This window comes from Streptomyces sp. NPDC006235 (assembly GCF_040613735.1).
Taxonomy (GTDB): Bacteria; Actinomycetota; Actinomycetes; order Streptomycetales; family Streptomycetaceae; genus Streptomyces.
This window is the reverse complement of sequence record NZ_JBEXSR010000064.1, coordinates 1-13,692: the sequence shown is the minus strand read 5'-3', so window position 1 is coordinate 13,692 and position 13,692 is coordinate 1. Positions and strand designations below refer to the sequence as shown.

Annotated in this window: 11 protein-coding genes; 6 read left to right on the top strand and 5 right to left on the bottom strand. The window is 72.5% G+C overall.

Annotated features, from left to right (window positions below):
• Positions 1–410: 410 nt before the first annotated feature.
• A complete protein-coding gene (locus ABZ192_RS40295; protein WP_356929434.1) occupies positions 411–1,637 on the bottom strand; it encodes an ROK family protein in 1,227 nt (408 codons plus the stop codon).
• A 220-nt stretch (positions 1,638–1,857) separates the two neighbouring features.
• Here ABZ192_RS40295 and ABZ192_RS40290 point away from each other — a divergent pair, with 220 nt between their 5' ends.
• The 3 genes from ABZ192_RS40290 (at position 1,858) to ABZ192_RS40280 (ending at position 7,127) form a co-directional block, all read left to right on the top strand.
• Positions 1,858–3,225: a hypothetical protein gene (locus ABZ192_RS40290; protein ID WP_356929433.1), complete on the top strand. Its 1,368-nt coding sequence runs from the start codon at positions 1,858–1,860 to the stop codon at positions 3,223–3,225.
• A complete protein-coding gene (locus tag ABZ192_RS40285) occupies positions 3,222–5,159 on the top strand; it encodes a glycogen debranching N-terminal domain-containing protein (RefSeq protein WP_356929432.1) in 1,938 nt (645 codons plus the stop codon). The genes ABZ192_RS40290 and ABZ192_RS40285 overlap by 4 nt, the downstream gene beginning before the upstream one ends.
• 165 nt (positions 5,160–5,324) lie before the next feature.
• The gene (locus ABZ192_RS40280; RefSeq protein ID WP_356929431.1) at positions 5,325–7,127 is read left to right on the top strand and encodes a sulfatase-like hydrolase/transferase; all 1,803 of its coding nucleotides are present in this window, start codon (positions 5,325–5,327) and stop codon (positions 7,125–7,127) included.
• On the opposite strand, the gene dusB is transcribed toward ABZ192_RS40280, so the two are convergent.
• Positions 7,128–8,261, bottom strand: a complete 1,134-nt coding sequence (gene dusB, locus ABZ192_RS40275; protein ID WP_356929430.1) for a tRNA dihydrouridine synthase DusB — start codon at positions 8,259–8,261, stop codon at positions 7,128–7,130. It abuts the gene before it with no gap.
• A 78-nt stretch (positions 8,262–8,339) separates the two neighbouring features.
• On the opposite strand from dusB, the gene ABZ192_RS40270 reads away from it, so the two are divergent.
• The gene (locus ABZ192_RS40270; protein WP_356929429.1) at positions 8,340–9,791 is read left to right on the top strand and encodes an MFS transporter; all 1,452 of its coding nucleotides are present in this window, start codon (positions 8,340–8,342) and stop codon (positions 9,789–9,791) included.
• Here the strand turns inward: ABZ192_RS40270 and ABZ192_RS40265 are convergent.
• On the bottom strand, positions 9,788–10,729 hold the full coding sequence (locus tag ABZ192_RS40265; protein ID WP_356929428.1) for a helix-turn-helix domain-containing protein: 942 nt from the start codon (positions 10,727–10,729) through the stop codon (positions 9,788–9,790). The two genes, ABZ192_RS40270 and ABZ192_RS40265, sit on opposite strands and share 4 nt — an antisense overlap.
• Before the next feature lie 101 nt (positions 10,730–10,830).
• On the opposite strand from ABZ192_RS40265, the gene ABZ192_RS40260 reads away from it, so the two are divergent.
• Both ABZ192_RS40260 and ABZ192_RS40255 read left to right on the top strand, forming a co-directional pair.
• On the top strand, positions 10,831–12,264 hold the full coding sequence (locus ABZ192_RS40260) for an MFS transporter (RefSeq protein WP_356929427.1): 1,434 nt from the start codon (positions 10,831–10,833) through the stop codon (positions 12,262–12,264).
• Positions 12,265–12,380: 116 nt separating this feature from the next.
• Entirely contained in the window at positions 12,381–12,587 is a 207-nt protein-coding gene (locus tag ABZ192_RS40255) for a hypothetical protein (RefSeq protein ID WP_356929426.1), read from the top strand.
• A 42-nt stretch (positions 12,588–12,629) separates the two neighbouring features.
• Here ABZ192_RS40255 and ABZ192_RS40250 read toward each other — a convergent pair whose 3' ends face one another.
• Together ABZ192_RS40250 and ABZ192_RS40245 are read right to left on the bottom strand one after the other, a co-directional pair.
• The gene (locus ABZ192_RS40250; protein ID WP_356929425.1) at positions 12,630–12,758 is read right to left on the bottom strand and encodes a hypothetical protein; all 129 of its coding nucleotides are present in this window, start codon (positions 12,756–12,758) and stop codon (positions 12,630–12,632) included.
• The gene (locus ABZ192_RS40245; protein WP_356929424.1) at positions 12,755–13,486 is read right to left on the bottom strand and encodes a GNAT family N-acetyltransferase; all 732 of its coding nucleotides are present in this window, start codon (positions 13,484–13,486) and stop codon (positions 12,755–12,757) included. The genes ABZ192_RS40250 and ABZ192_RS40245 overlap by 4 nt, the downstream gene beginning before the upstream one ends.
• Between the last annotated feature and the right edge of the window lie 206 nt (positions 13,487–13,692).

The window sequence follows — 13,692 nt, the reverse complement described above, 5'->3', positions numbered from 1 at the left end:
GACACGGGTCTCGACTCCTCGAGGACGCGGTGGCTGCCCTGACGGCGAGGAACATACCCAGATCAAAGGCTTCTGGGTACGTCCACTCGCGCGTCATACGCCTGTAACCACTCGTCCGCCAGTGGATCGAAAGTCAAGGCTCGGCAAGCGATCACAGCCGTATGTTTTCACTTCTTGAACGCACGAACCTCCATGACGCGTTTTGAGCGCTCAAACGAGCGAGGTTCGACACGATTGAGTTCGCTCGATGAACGATCAAAGGGTGGCACTCAGTGCCACCCTTTGGAGAAGTGCAGCCGCTCAAGATCCGCTCATCTGAGCGCAACCCTTATCAAGGGTGGCGAGAATCACGCTGCCACAGCCGACGAGATTTCACCATGCGGACGCGTCTCGGGGCCGAAATGTCCCGGTCACACCCCGAGCGCGCGCAGCCGCTCCTCGACCCGCTCGGGGGCGTAAAGGTGCTCCACGACCATCGCCCCGGCTCCCACCAGCCCGGACCGCTCGCCGAGCCGTGCCGTCACGACGTCCAGGTGGGCGGTGGAGCGGGGCAGCGCCCGCTGGTAGAGCAGTTCGCGCACGCCTGTGAGGAACGGGGTTCCGGCCAGATCTCCGGCGACCATCAGCACGCCGGGGTTGAGCAGCGTCACCACGGTCGCCAGCACGTCTCCGACCCGGCGCCCGGCCTCCCGGGCGAGGCCGACCGCGTCGGGATGGCCGGAGGCCAGCAGGTCCCGCACGTCCGAGCCGGAGGCGGCCGGCACCCCGGCCTCCGCCAGCCGCCGCGCCACCGCGCCGCCGCTCGCGATGGCGGCCAGACAGCCGTACGAGCCGCACCGGCACAGCGTCTGGGCGCCCTCCGGCACCCGGATGTGCCCGATGTCCCCGGCGCCCCCGTCGATGCCCCGGAACACCGCGCCGTCCACCACGACGCCGGCGCCGATGCCGGTGGAGACCTTGACCAGCACGAAGGCGGAGCAATCGGGATAGCCGGTGCGCTGTTCGCCGTACGCCATGAGGTTGGCGTCGTTGTCCACCAGCACCGGCACCTCGGCGGCGTCCGTGTGCTCGGTGAGCGCCCGGGACAGCCGGCTCCTTATGTCGTAGCCGTCCCAGCCGGGCATCATCGGCGGCTGGACGACGCGGCCGGTCTCGGTGTCGACCGGGCCGGGCACGGCGAGCCCGACCCCGCACACCGACTCGGCCCCGCGGCCGGTCTTCTCCAGCAGCTCGCCGAACCAGCGGCCGAGTTCGCCCAGCACGGCGTCCGGCCCGTCCTCGACGACGAGGGTGCCGGAGTGCTCGGCCAGGATCTCGCCGCTCAGCGACAGCACGGCCGCCCGCGCGTGCCGGGTGTCGAGGTCGGCGGCCAGGACCACCGCGTGCTCGTCGTCGAACTCCAGGGTGATGGAGGGTCGCCCGCCCAGCGGCGAGTCCACCGGCCCCCCGGCGCCCTCGCGCAGCCAGCCGGCGCGGAAGAGCCGGTCCAGCCGCTGCCCGACCGTGGCCCGGGACAGACCGGTCGCCTGCTGGAGCGCGCCCCGGGTCACGGCACGGCGACTGCGCACCAGTTCGAGCAGTTCGCCGGCGCTCCCCTGGCCGGCGCCTCGTCCCGTTCTGACGGGCCGTCCGGTCATGCACACCCCCTTGTGTTTCTCAACCTTGCCTTACATAGTGGCTTTTGCGTGTTAAATAGACGTAACCCCACGGTAGCCGCAGCCGAACCTGCCGGCCGGACGTCTTTCCGGAGAGCCCCGAGTGGACAGCACCGCACAACGCGCCCTTCGTCCCACGGGACGAACCGTTGCATACGATCCGTCCGTCCCCGCGCCACCCCTGCATGTCAGGGCCGCCGCCGTGCTGGAGGCCGGCTGGACGGGCACGTCCACGGTGCCCTCGCGCGGCCTGTATCCGCACCAGTGGTCCTGGGACTCGGCGTTCATCGCCATCGGCCTGCGGCACGTGTCGCCGTTACGGGCACAGACGGAGCTGGAGACGCTGCTGGCGGCCCAGTGGGCGGACGGGCGGATCCCGCACATCGTCTTCAACCCCTCCGTCCCGCTCGACGCGTACTTCCCGAGCCCCGACTTCTGGCGCTCCTCGACCGCCGGGCGCGCTGCGGGCGCCCCGCGCACCGTACAGACCTCCGGGATCGTGCAGCCACCGGTCCACGCGCTGGCCGCGTGGCTGGTGCACCTCGCCGACCCCGGTCTGTCCCGGTCGCGCGGGTTCCTCACGCGGGTGTATCCGCGGCTCGCGGCCTGGCACCGCTATCTGTTGCACCGGCGCGACCTGGGCGGGGGCGGACTGGTGTCCGTCGTGCACCCCTGGGAACAGGGTATGGACAACAGCCCCTGCTGGGACCGCCCGCTCTCCCGGGTCACTCCGGCCCCGGCCCGCTCCTTCCGCCGCGCCGACCTCGCGCACGGCTCCCCCGAGGACCGGCCGACGGATCTGGACTACGGGCGGTACGTGCGGCTGGCCGCCGACTACCGGGACCGCGGGTACGCGGACGGTGGAATCGGGGGGGCGGCCCGCAGGGCCTCGGTTGAGGGTGGTGGTGGGAGACGGGCGGGCGACTTCGCCGTGGAGGACCCGGCGTTCAACGCCCTGCTCATCGCCTCCGAGTACGCCCTGGCCCGGATCGCCCGCGAGCTGGGCGCGGCGGCCTCGGCCCGGCAGGACCGCGCCGAGCGGCTCACCGCCGCCCTGGTGGAGCGGCTGTGGGAGCCGTCGGCGGGGATGTTCCTGTGCCGGGACGTGCGCGCCGGGGAGCTGATCTCCGAGCGCGGGGTCTCCGGGCTGGTCCCGCTGCTGCTGCCGAGCCTGCCGCGCGACCTCACGGCCACCCTGGTGCGCACCCTGTGCGGCCCGCACTTCGGGCTCGGCGGCACGACCCGGCTGGTGCCCAGCTACGACCTGCTCGGCGAGGCCTTCGACCCGCACCGCTACTGGCGCGGCCCGGCCTGGTTCAACACCAGCTGGCTGCTGGAGCGCGGGCTGCGGCTGCACGGCGAGCGCGGCCGGGCCGACGCCCTGCGCAAGGGGATCCTGCACACCGCGGGCGCCTCCGACTTCGCGGAGTACGTGGACCCGTACACCGCACAGGCCTGCGGCGCCACCGGCTTCGGCTGGACCGCCGCACTCACGCTCGACCTGCTGCACGACCGGCCCGCAGGGGACAGGAACGGCGTCACGGCGATCAAGGGAGGGGACCGGGGATGACGGACCGGCATCATCTGCTCGTGCACGGCGGGACGTTCGCCGCAGTCGGCGACCGCGGCGACATCAGCGGCTACCGGGGCGGCAGCGCCCCGGACGGAATGTTCGTACGGGACGCGCGGCACCTGAGCCGGTGGCAGCTCACCGTCGACGGGGCCGTGCCCGACACGCTGACGCCGGTGGCCGACGGGGACACCGCGCGCTGCGTCCTCGTCCCGCGCGGCGGGCGCAACGAGCCGCCCGCGTACACGCTCTTCCGCGAACAGGCCGTCGGGGACGCCTCGTTCGTGGAGGCGGTACGGGTCACCAGCAACCGCCCGGTGCCGACGACGGTCCGCCTCGCGGTCACCGCCGACGCCGACTTCACCGACCAGTTCGAGCTGCGCTCCGACCACCGCACGTACACGAAGGCCGGCGCCGTCCGCTCCCGCCAGGTCCTCGGGCACGGTGTGGAGTTCAGCTACCGGCGCGGCGAGTGGCGCTCCGTCACGACCGTGACGGCCGAGCCCCAGCCGGACGCCGTGGAGGAGACCGGCACCGGCGCCCGCCGCCTGGTGTGGACCCTGGACCTCGAACCGCACGGCACGGCCGAGCTGGTCCTGCGGGTCATGGCCCGCCCGCACGGCGACAAGCGTGCCCTGCGCGTGCCCCGCTCCCCCGCCGCCCTGAAGGAACAACTCCTCGCCCGGGAGGGCCGGTTCACGGAGGGCGTGGCCCTGCCGGCCGGCTGGCCGGAGCTGTCCGCGGCCTGCGCCCGGGGCCTCGCCGACCTGGCCGCGCTCCAGGTCCCGGCGAAGGGCCCGGACGGCGAGGAGCTGCGCGTCCCGGCCGCCGGTGCGCCCTGGTTCCTCACCCTGCTGGGCCGCGACGCCCTGCTGACCTCGCTGTTCGCCCTGCCCTACCGGCCCCGGCTGGCCGCCGCCACGCTGCCCGCGCTGGCGGCGACCCAGGCCACGGACACCGGTGTCAGCGAGGTCGCCCAGCCCGGCAAGATCGTGCACGAGGTGCGGCACGGTGAACTGGCGCACTTCGGCCAGGTCCCCTACGCCCGCTACTACGGCTCGGTCGACGCCACGCCCCTGTTCCTCGTCCTGCTCGGGGCGTACACCGAGCAGACCGGCGACACGGGCCTGGCCCGCCGTCTGGAGCCGCATGCCCGCGCGGCGGTCGGCTGGATGCTCGACCACGGCGGCCTGACCTCGCGCGGCTACCTCGTCTACCGCGCCGACCAGGGCGGCCTCGCCAACCAGAACTGGAAGGACTCCCCCGGCGCCATCTGCACCGCCGAGGGCACCCGCCCCAACGGCCCGGTGACGGCCGCGGGCGCCCAGGGCTACGCGTACGACGCGCTGCGCCGCACGGCGTGGCTCGCGCGCACGGCGTGGCAGGACGCGACGTACGCGGACCTGCTGGAGCAGGCGGCCGGTGACCTGCGTGACCGTTTCCAGCGGGACTTCTGGATGCCGGAGCACTCCTTCCCGGCGCTCGCGCTCGACGGCCGGGGCCGGCAGGTCGACGCGCTCGCCTCCGACGCCGGGCATCTGCTGTGGTCGGGCCTGCTGGACAAGGAGTACGGCGAACAGGTCGGCCGGCGTCTGCTGGAGCCGGACTTCTTCTCCGGCTGGGGCGTGCGCACCCTGGCCGCCGGCCAGCCCGCCTACCACCCGCTCTCCTACCACCGCGGCTCGGTCTGGCCGCACGACAACGCGCTGATCGCACTGGGCCTGGCCCGCTACGGGCTGCACGACGAGGCCCGCGCGATCGCCCGCGGCCTGGTCGACGCGGCGAGCGTGACCGGCCACCGGCTGCCGGAGGTCCTCGCGGGCTACGGCCGCGACACCCACCCCGAGCCGGTGCCCTACCCGCACGCGTGCGTCCGTGAATCCCGCTCGGCGTCGGCCCCGCTGGCCCTGCTCACGGCGGTCGGCGGCGCCTGAGAGGCCCTCTCCGGGCCGGTTGGCCGGGCGTTTGCCCGGAGTTTGCCGAGCGCTGGCCCGGCGGGCTGAACACACCAGCCGGGCGCCCCGTACGGAACTGCGGCGGACCCGTCCCCCCACGCGGGTCCGCCACCTCGCCGCGTTCCGCACGGGAAGGACCTCCGGGTGCCTGTCTTCACACGCTTCAGCCGGTCGCCGCAGCCGGGCATCCCAGGGGCCGAGGCCGAGACGGAGCGTGACGAGAGGGAGGAGGCCCTCGCAGAGGAGGTGGGGACCCCCGGGCCCGGATCCGGATCCCGCCTCGCCCGCCTCCGCGCCTGGAGCACCCGTCACCCCCGGGCCGCCCGTGCCCTCCGCCTGACCACCACCACCGCCGCGGCCGTCCTGGTCCTCGGGGCCCTGCTCCTGCCCAACACCCTCCCTGCCGTCGAGCCGGACCGCTTCGCGCGGATCCCGGCGGAGGCGGTCGTCGGGGCCGTCGTGATGCTGGTGCTGCCGCGCCGGCCCCGGCTGGTGGCGGCGGTGCTGTACGGGCTCGGTCTCACGGCGCTGACCACGGTGAACCTGCTCGACATGGGGTTCAACGAGTACCTGGGCCGGGGCTTCAACGCCGCGCTGGACTGGGACCTGCTGCCGGACGCGCAGGCGTACGTCGAGGACACGCTGGGCGGGGGTGTAGCGACCGCCGCCGCCGTCGGCGCGGTCGTCCTCGTCCTGGTCGTCGCGGCCGTCATGGTCGCGGCGACGATCCGGCTCGCCGACGTGCTGGCCCGCCACCGGCCCCGGGCGACCAAGGGCGCCCTGCTCGCCGGCACCGCCTGGGTCACCTGCTCCGCGCTCGGCCTGACGCTGTTCGGCGGTCCGATCGCCTCGGAGCGCGGGGCCGGGGCCCTGCGGGTGCACGCGCAGCGGACGGTGGAGTCGCTACGCGACGAGGCGGCGTTCGTGAAGCAGGCGAAGGCGGACACCTTCGGCAACACCCCTCCCGGCCAGCTCCTGCCCGACCTGCGCGGCAAGGACGTGATCTTCACGTTCATCGAGAGCTACGGCCGCAGCGCCGTCGAGGACCCGGTCATGGCACCCGGCGTCGACCGGACCCTCGACACGAGCACCGAGGCCCTGGCGAAGGCCGGTTTCCGGGCCCGCAGCGGCTGGCTGACCTCGGCGACCTACGGCGGCAGCAGCTGGCTCGGCCACTCCACGACCATGTCCGGCCTGTGGATCGACAACCAGCGCCGCTACCGCACGGTCACCGCGGGCGACCACCTCACCCTCACCAAGGCGTTCCAGAAGACCGGCGCCTGGGACACGGTCGGTGTGATGCCGGGCGTGCAGAAGGGCTGGCCGGAGGAGAAGTGGTACGGCCTCGACAAGCTCTACGACGCGTTCGACCTGGGCTACCGGGGCCCGAAGTTCAGCTGGTCGACGATGCCCGACCAGTACGCGCTGGAGGCGTTCCAGCGCCGGGTGCACGGAAAGAAGCGCGACAAGCCGCTGATGTCGTTCGTCATCCTGACCTCCAGCCACCAGCCCTGGGCGCCCCTTCCCGAGATGGTCGGCTGGGACGAGCTCGGCGACGGCTCGGTCTTCGACGCCGTCCAGAAGGCGGGCAAGAAGGCGTCGGACGTCATCACCGACACCACCAAGTCCCGGCAGGAGTACGGCAGGTCCATCCAGTACTCGGTCACCAGCCTCACCCAGTGGCTGGAGCGCTACGGCACCGACGACACCGTCCTGGTCTTCCTCGGCGACCACCAGCCCATCGCCCGGGTCAGCGGCAACCGCGCGAGCCGGGACGTGCCGGTGTCGATCGTCGCGAAGGACCCGAAGATCCTCGACAAGGTCGCCGGCTGGAAGTGGACGGAAGGCCTCAAGCCGGATCGGGACGCCCCCGTCTGGAAGATGAGCGCGTTCCGCGACCGCTTCCTCACGGCGTTCGGCTCCACACCGCACGCCTCGGGGGGCTGATCAGCCGCCGGAGGTGTCGAGTTCCGCGTCCTCGCCGATGCCCGCGCAGTCGTACGGGTCCTTCAGCCAGCCGTCCGGCAGCACCACCCGGTTGTTGCCGGACGTACGGCCCCGCGGCCCGTCGGCGCCGGTCGGCCAGGGCTGGTCGAGGTCCAGCTCGTCGAGACCGGCCCGCAGCTCTTCGAGCGACGAGGTGATCGCGAGCCGCTTGCGCATCTCGGAGCCGACCGCGAAGCCCTTCAGGTACCAGGCGACGTGCTTGCGGAAGTCGATCACGCCCCGGGACTCGTCCCCGATCCACTCGCCGAGCAGGGTGGCGTGCCGGACCATGACGTCGGCGACCTCTCGCAGGGTGGGGCGTGCGATGTCCTGGGAGCGCCCCTCGAAAGCCGCGACCAGGTCGGAGAACAGCCAGGGCCGCCCCAGGCACCCGCGCCCGACTACCACACCGTCGCAGCCGGTCTCGCGCACCATCCGCAGGGCGTCCTCGGCCGACCAGATGTCGCCGTTGCCGAGCACGGGGATCTCCGGCACGTGCTCCTTCAGCCGGGCGATGGCGTCCCAGTCGGCGGTGCCGCCGTAGTGCTGGGCGGCGGTGCGGCCGTGCAGCGCGATGGCGGTGACGCCCTCCTCGACGGCGATCCGGCCGGCGTCGAGGAAGGTGATGTGGTCGTCGTCGATGCCCTTGCGCATCTTCATCGTCACGGGCAGGTCTCCGGCGCCGCTGACGGCCTCGCGCAGGATGGCCCGCAGCAGGTTCCGCTTGTAGGGGAGCGCGGAGCCGCCGCCCTTGCGGGTCACCTTCGGCACCGGGCAGCCGAAGTTCAGGTCGATGTGGTCGGCGAGGTCCTCCTCCGCGATCATGCGGACGGCCTTGCCGACGGTCGCCGGGTCCACGCCGTACAGCTGGATGGACCGGGGGCGCTCACTCGCGTCGAAGTGAATGAGCTGCATCGTCTTCTCGTTGCGCTCGACCAGCGCCCTGGTGGTGATCATCTCGCTCACGAACAGGCCCTTGCCACCACTGAATTCCCTGCACAGCGTGCGGAAGGGCGCGTTGGTGATCCCGGCCATGGGGGCCAGGACGACGGGGGGCTGGACGGTGTGCGGACCGATCTGAAGGGGCGTGGACATTCCTCCATTGTGCCGTGCAATGAGTTGGCAAAATTCATTAGTTAGCCACACTATCGAAATCGGCGTACGATGGCGCCCATGCCCGAGCTCAGCCCCCGCCGCCGCATGCTGGTCCTCGCGATCTGCTGTATGAGCCTGCTGATCGTGAGCCTGGACAACACGGTCCTGAACGTGGCCCTGCCGTCGATGCAACAGGACCTGCACGCGAGCACGTCCGGCCTCCAGTGGACGATCGACGCCTACACCCTGGTCCTGGCCTCGCTGCTGATGCTCGCCGGCTCCACGGCCGACCGGATCGGCCGCAAGCGCGTCTTCATGGCGGGCCTGGTGGTCTTCACCCTCGGCTCGGTCCTGTGCTTCCTCGCACCGAACCTCGAAGCGCTGGTCGCCTTCCGGATGGTGCAGGCGGTGGGCGGCTCGATGCTGAACCCGGTCGCCATGTCGATCATCACCAACACCTTCACCGACCCGCGCGAGCGGGCCCGGGCGATCGGCGCGTGGGGCGCGGTCGTCGGCATATCGATGGCCGCCGGCCCGCTGGTCGGGGGCCTCCTGGTCGAGTCGGTCGGCTGGCGCTCGATCTTCTGGATCAACCTGCCCGTCGGCCTCGCCGCCCTCCTGCTCACCCTGCGCTTCGTCCCCGAGTCCCGAGCCCCCAAGGCCCGCCGCCCGGACCCGGTCGGGCAGCTCCTGGTGATCGCCCTGTTCGGCACGCTCACGTACGCGATCATCGAGGCGCCGAGCACACCGTTCGCCTCGATCGCCCCGTTGGCCGTCGTCGCCCTGGCCGCGCTGGGCGGCCTGCTGTGGTATGAACCACGCCGCGCGCAGCCGCTGATCGACCTGCGCTTCTTCCGTTCGGCTCCGTTCAGCGGCGCCACGGTCATCGCGATCAGCGCGTTCGCCGCACTCGGCGGCTTCCTGTTCCTGTCCACGCTGTACCTGCAGAACGTCCGCGGCCTCAACGCCCTGGAGGCGGGCCTGTGGATGCTGCCGATGGCCGTCCCGACGTTCCTGTGCGCCCCGCTCTCCGGCCGCCTGGTCGGCAGCCGGGGCCCGCGGGTGCCGCTGCTGATCGCGGGCTGCGCGATGACGGTCAGCGGCATCCTCTTCGCCGCGTTCGAGGCGGAGACTTCCAACACCACCCTCTTCGTGGGGTACGTGCTGTTCGGCATCGGCTTCGGTTTCGTCAACGCGCCGATCACCAATACCGCTGTCTCCGGCATGCCGCGCGCCCAGGCGGGTGTCGCCGCGGCCGTCGCCTCCACGAGCCGCCAGCTCGGCCAGACGCTCGGCGTCGCCGTGGTGGGCGCGGTGCTCGCCTCCGGCGTGGGCGCGTCCACGTATCGCGCGATGTTCGTGCCGGCCGCGCGGCCGGGCTGGTGGATCATCGCGGTGTGCGGGTTCGCGGTGCTGGTGCTGGGGGCGGTGAGCAGTGGGCGGTGGGCTCGGGGGACCGCCGAGCGGACGGCCGAGAGGCTGGAGGCGGTGGAGGCGCGGGGTGTCGTGGCAGCTGCGGAGCGTGCCTAGCTGCGGGTGAGTCGCGCCTGGTCGCGCAGTTCCCCGCGCCCCTGACGGCCGGTTTCTCTGCTCAGCGCTATGGCTTGGAGCTGCTCCAGGCGGTCCCGGGACTCCTGGTCCGCCGGGACGTACGTGACGATCCGCGGGCCCGTGCCCGGTGTCAGCCAGAAGTCCGTGTGGTCGACGGTGATGCGGCCGACGTGGCGGTTGAGGAACTCCTTGCGCTTGGTGCGGTGGGCGACGACCTCGTGGCGGTCCCAGGCCGTGCGGAAGGCGGGGGACTCCGTGCGCAGTCGCTTCAGGAGCATCGTCCAGGCGGGCTCGGCGAGATGGCCGGCCATCGCGGCCCGGAAGCGCGCGGCCATCAGCCGCTGCGTCTCCTCCAGGTGCACGATCGACGACTGCCACTCGGCGTGCGTGTAGGACAGGACCATGCAGTTGCGGTCCTCTGGCGGCACCGCGTCCAGGTCGCACAGCAGCAGCCCGTACGTGCGGTTGTAGGCGAGGATGTCGTACCTGCTGTTCTGCAGGCACGCCGGGAACGGCTCGACCTGCTCCAGCACCGCCCGCATCGCCGGGGTGACCGACGGGCACGTGGTCGCCGGTGTCGGGTCGGCGGCCCCGGCCAGCCGGAAGAGGTGGGCGCGCTCGCTGGGGTCGAGCAGCAGCGCACGGGCCAGCGCGTCGAGCACCTGGACGGAGACCTGGATGTCCCGCGCCTGCTCCAGCCACGTGTACCAGGTCACGCCCACGGCGGAGAGCTGGGCGACCTCCTCGCGGCGCAGCCCCGGCGTCCGGCGCCGGCGGCCGCGGGGCAGGCCGACCTGCTCGGGGGCGATCCGCTCCCGGCGGCTGCGCAGGAACGCCGCCAGCTCGTGCCGCCGGACGTCCGCGTCACCGTGGGCCTCGGGCGGGTGGGCCGCTGTCTCCTGCGCCATGGTCGTCATGCCCTTCAGCCTGCCGCCGCCCGGACCCTGTTTCCAGGTGGTGTCGCTACCAGGATAAGGACACTCTGGTACCAGTCTGGGCGCAGCCGCAGGCTGATGACGTGACCACGGAATCCCTCACTTCACGTCCCGTCCGCTCCCCCGCCGCCGCGGCTCCCGTGCTCGGCGGGCTCGGACTGTTCACGGTGCTGCTGGCCGCGGCACTCCCGCTCATCGACTTCTTCATCGTGAACGTCGCCCTGCCCACCATCGGCGCCGACCTCGCCGCGAGCGAGTCGGTCCTCGAACTGGTCGTCGCCGGGTACGGGGTGTCGTACGCGGTCCTGCTGGTCCTCGGCGGCCGGCTCGGTGATCTGTTCGGCCGGCGGCGGCTGTTCCTCGTCGGCATGGCGGCCTTCGGGCTGACCTCGCTGGCGTGCGGGCTGGCGCCGGGCGCCTGGTCGCTGGTCGCGGCACGGGTGGCCCAGGGCGCGTCGGCCGCCGCGATGCTGCCGCAGGTGCTGGCCACCATCCAGGCGACGACGACCGGTCCCCGGCGGGCGAAGGCCATGGGCCTGTACGGCGCGACCGCCGGGCTGTCCATGGTGGCCGGGCAGATCCTCGGCGGGGTCCTGGTGGCCGCGGACATCGCGGGAACCGGCTGGCGGTCGGTGTTCCTCGTCAACGTGCCGGTCGTCCTCGCCGGGCTGGTCCTGGCCGCCCGCGCGGTCCCCGAGACCCGCTCTCCGCGCCCCGAGCCGGTCGACCTCCCGGGCACGCTCCTCCTGGCGGCCTCGCTCCTCACGCTGCTCGTCCCGCTCACCGAGGGCCGGGCGGCGGGCTGGCCGCTGTGGACCTGGCTGTCACTGGTGGCGTTCCCGTTCATCGCGGCGGCGTTCTACGTCGTGGAGCGGCGGGCCGACCGGGAGGGCCGTACGCCGCTGGTCCCGCCGAGCCTGTTCGCGCTCACCTCCCTGCGCCGCGGACTGCTGCTGGTGCTGCCCTTCTCCATCGGCTTCAGCGGCTTCATGTTCGTGATCGCGGTGGCGTTGCAGCAGGGCGCCGGACTCGACCCGGTCGCCGCGGGGCTGGCACTCGCGCCGCTGGCGGTGGTGTTCTTCGTGTTCTCGCTGCTGGGTCCGCGGCTGGTCACCCGCTACGGCACGCGGGTGGTGACGGCGGGCGCCGCGCTCCAAGGGCTGGGCCTTGCGCTGATGGCGCTGGCCGCCTGGCGCTTCTGGCCGCACGTCGGCTTCGTCGAGCTGCTCCCGGGGGCGGCGGTCGCCGGCGCGGGACAGGCGCTGCAACTCCCCGTCATCTACCGGGTCGTCCTCTCCGAGGTGCCGGCCGCCCGCGCCGGTGTCGGCAGCGGAGTGATGATCACCACTCAGCAGTCGGCGCTGGCACTCGGGGTGGCGACCCTGGGCACGCTGTTCCTGTCCCTGGTTCCGGGGATGGGCATGCGGGACGCCCTGGTCACGACGCTGCTGGTGCAGCTCGCCGGTGTGGTGCTGACCGGCCTGCTGAGTCTCCGGCTGCCGCGCACGGTCGCTTGAGGTATCTCACGGCCTGATAACTCGCGTCCGGGAAAACCCTGTTGATGTTGGTCTTGCAGCACACTCCTTGCTGCGAGCGGACCGGATCCGCCGGATTCCTGGACGCGGGAGGCGTCATGGCGCAGAGCGACACCAGCAAGGTCAGCCGCTGGGACCAGCACGGCCGGGAACACGTGGTGCGGGTGCGGCGCACGGGCATGCAACGCACGATCAGCTGCGACACCTGCGGTTGGCGCAGAGGCGCCCAGTTCCTGCCCTGGCTCAAGGCCGAGGAGCACCTGGCGGAGGCCCATCAGGCGACGGTGGACCCGACGGCGGCGTGAACGGCCGGACGGGCCCTGTACGGACATCCGTACGGACATCCCCTAGTAGAGGATCGAGGGCAGGTACGCCCCGTCGGGCTGGTTGTACAGGCCGATGGTCATCAGGCTCATCAGCTGCACGACCTTGAGGCCGTTGGACAGGCACCACCTCAGCAGCACACTGTCGCTCACGGGGACGAGGATGCCCGGGCGGCGAACTGCGGGGCCGCCGCGATCAGGGCCTGTACGTCCGGGGTGGTCTCGCCGACGGCGTGCGCGAAGAAGGCCAGGTCGGTGGCGTATCCGGTGACGCGTCCCGCGCGCTCGACGACCCGGGCGGTGCCCTGTTTGAGCCCGTCGGCGACTTCGCCGCCCCGGTCGACGCCGTGGACCTGCCGGCACACGTCGTTGCAGGCGCCGAGGTCCGCGTCCGTCGCCTCCCGCACGGTGTAGCCGGGCAGGGCACGCCCGATCGGCGGGCCCTGGACGCAGGCGACCGTGGCCCGGTGGACGAAGCCCAGGTCGGCGTACAGCGAGAAGGACCTGTTGTGGTAGCCGCTCTGCAGCAGCCGGATCCCCGGCGCCCCGCGCTCGTCGGCCCGCCGCATCACGTCCAGCATCAGGCGGCGCCCCACGCCCGCGTTCTGCACGGTGGGGTCGACGGTGATGGGCCCGACCCCGACGACGGCCGAGCGTTCGTCGAGGAAGTTGCTGCCCACGATCCGCCCGTCGAGCTCGGCGACGACGCTGTAGAAACCCGGGTGCGTCAGGGCTCCCTCGATCACCGCCACAGCCACGTCGGGGCTCGGGAAGTCGGGTGGGAACGCGTGCTCCGCGGCGATGCCCGCGAAGGCCTCGTAGCAGATCCTTCCGCACTCCGCGGCATCGTCCGCAGTACCCGGGCGCAGTACGAGATCCATGATCGCCCTCTCCTTCTCAGCGCCCCCGCGCGGCGACCCACGCCTCCCTTCCCATCCTGTGCCTCGGCCTGCCGGGGCGCACCCGGTGGGTACGGCGATACGGCGATCCCGCTAGGCCGTGTCCGCAATGTCAGGGAAGCCAGAGCCTGAGACAGGCGATGGTGACCAGGGCTTGGTAGTGACGAGCGCGCTTGTCGTAGCGGGTG

Bases quoted from the DNA above. Each gene is read 5' to 3' on its own strand.
- ABZ192_RS40255 (WP_356929426.1), top strand. From the start codon at position 12,381: ATGGCGCAGAGCGACACCAGCAAGGTCAGCCGCTGGGACCAGCACGGC.
- dusB (WP_356929430.1), bottom strand. From the start codon at position 8,261: ATGTCCACGCCCCTTCAGATCGGTCCGCACACCGTCCAGCCCCCCGTC.
- ABZ192_RS40245 (WP_356929424.1), bottom strand. From the start codon at position 13,486: ATGGATCTCGTACTGCGCCCGGGTACTGCGGACGATGCCGCGGAGTGC.
- ABZ192_RS40265 (WP_356929428.1), bottom strand. From the start codon at position 10,729: ATGACGACCATGGCGCAGGAGACAGCGGCCCACCCGCCCGAGGCCCAC.
- ABZ192_RS40285 (WP_356929432.1), top strand. From the start codon at position 3,222: ATGACGGACCGGCATCATCTGCTCGTGCACGGCGGGACGTTCGCCGCA.
- ABZ192_RS40295 (WP_356929434.1), bottom strand. From the start codon at position 1,637: ATGACCGGACGGCCCGTCAGAACGGGACGAGGCGCCGGCCAGGGGAGC.
- ABZ192_RS40270 (WP_356929429.1), top strand. From the start codon at position 8,340: ATGCCCGAGCTCAGCCCCCGCCGCCGCATGCTGGTCCTCGCGATCTGC.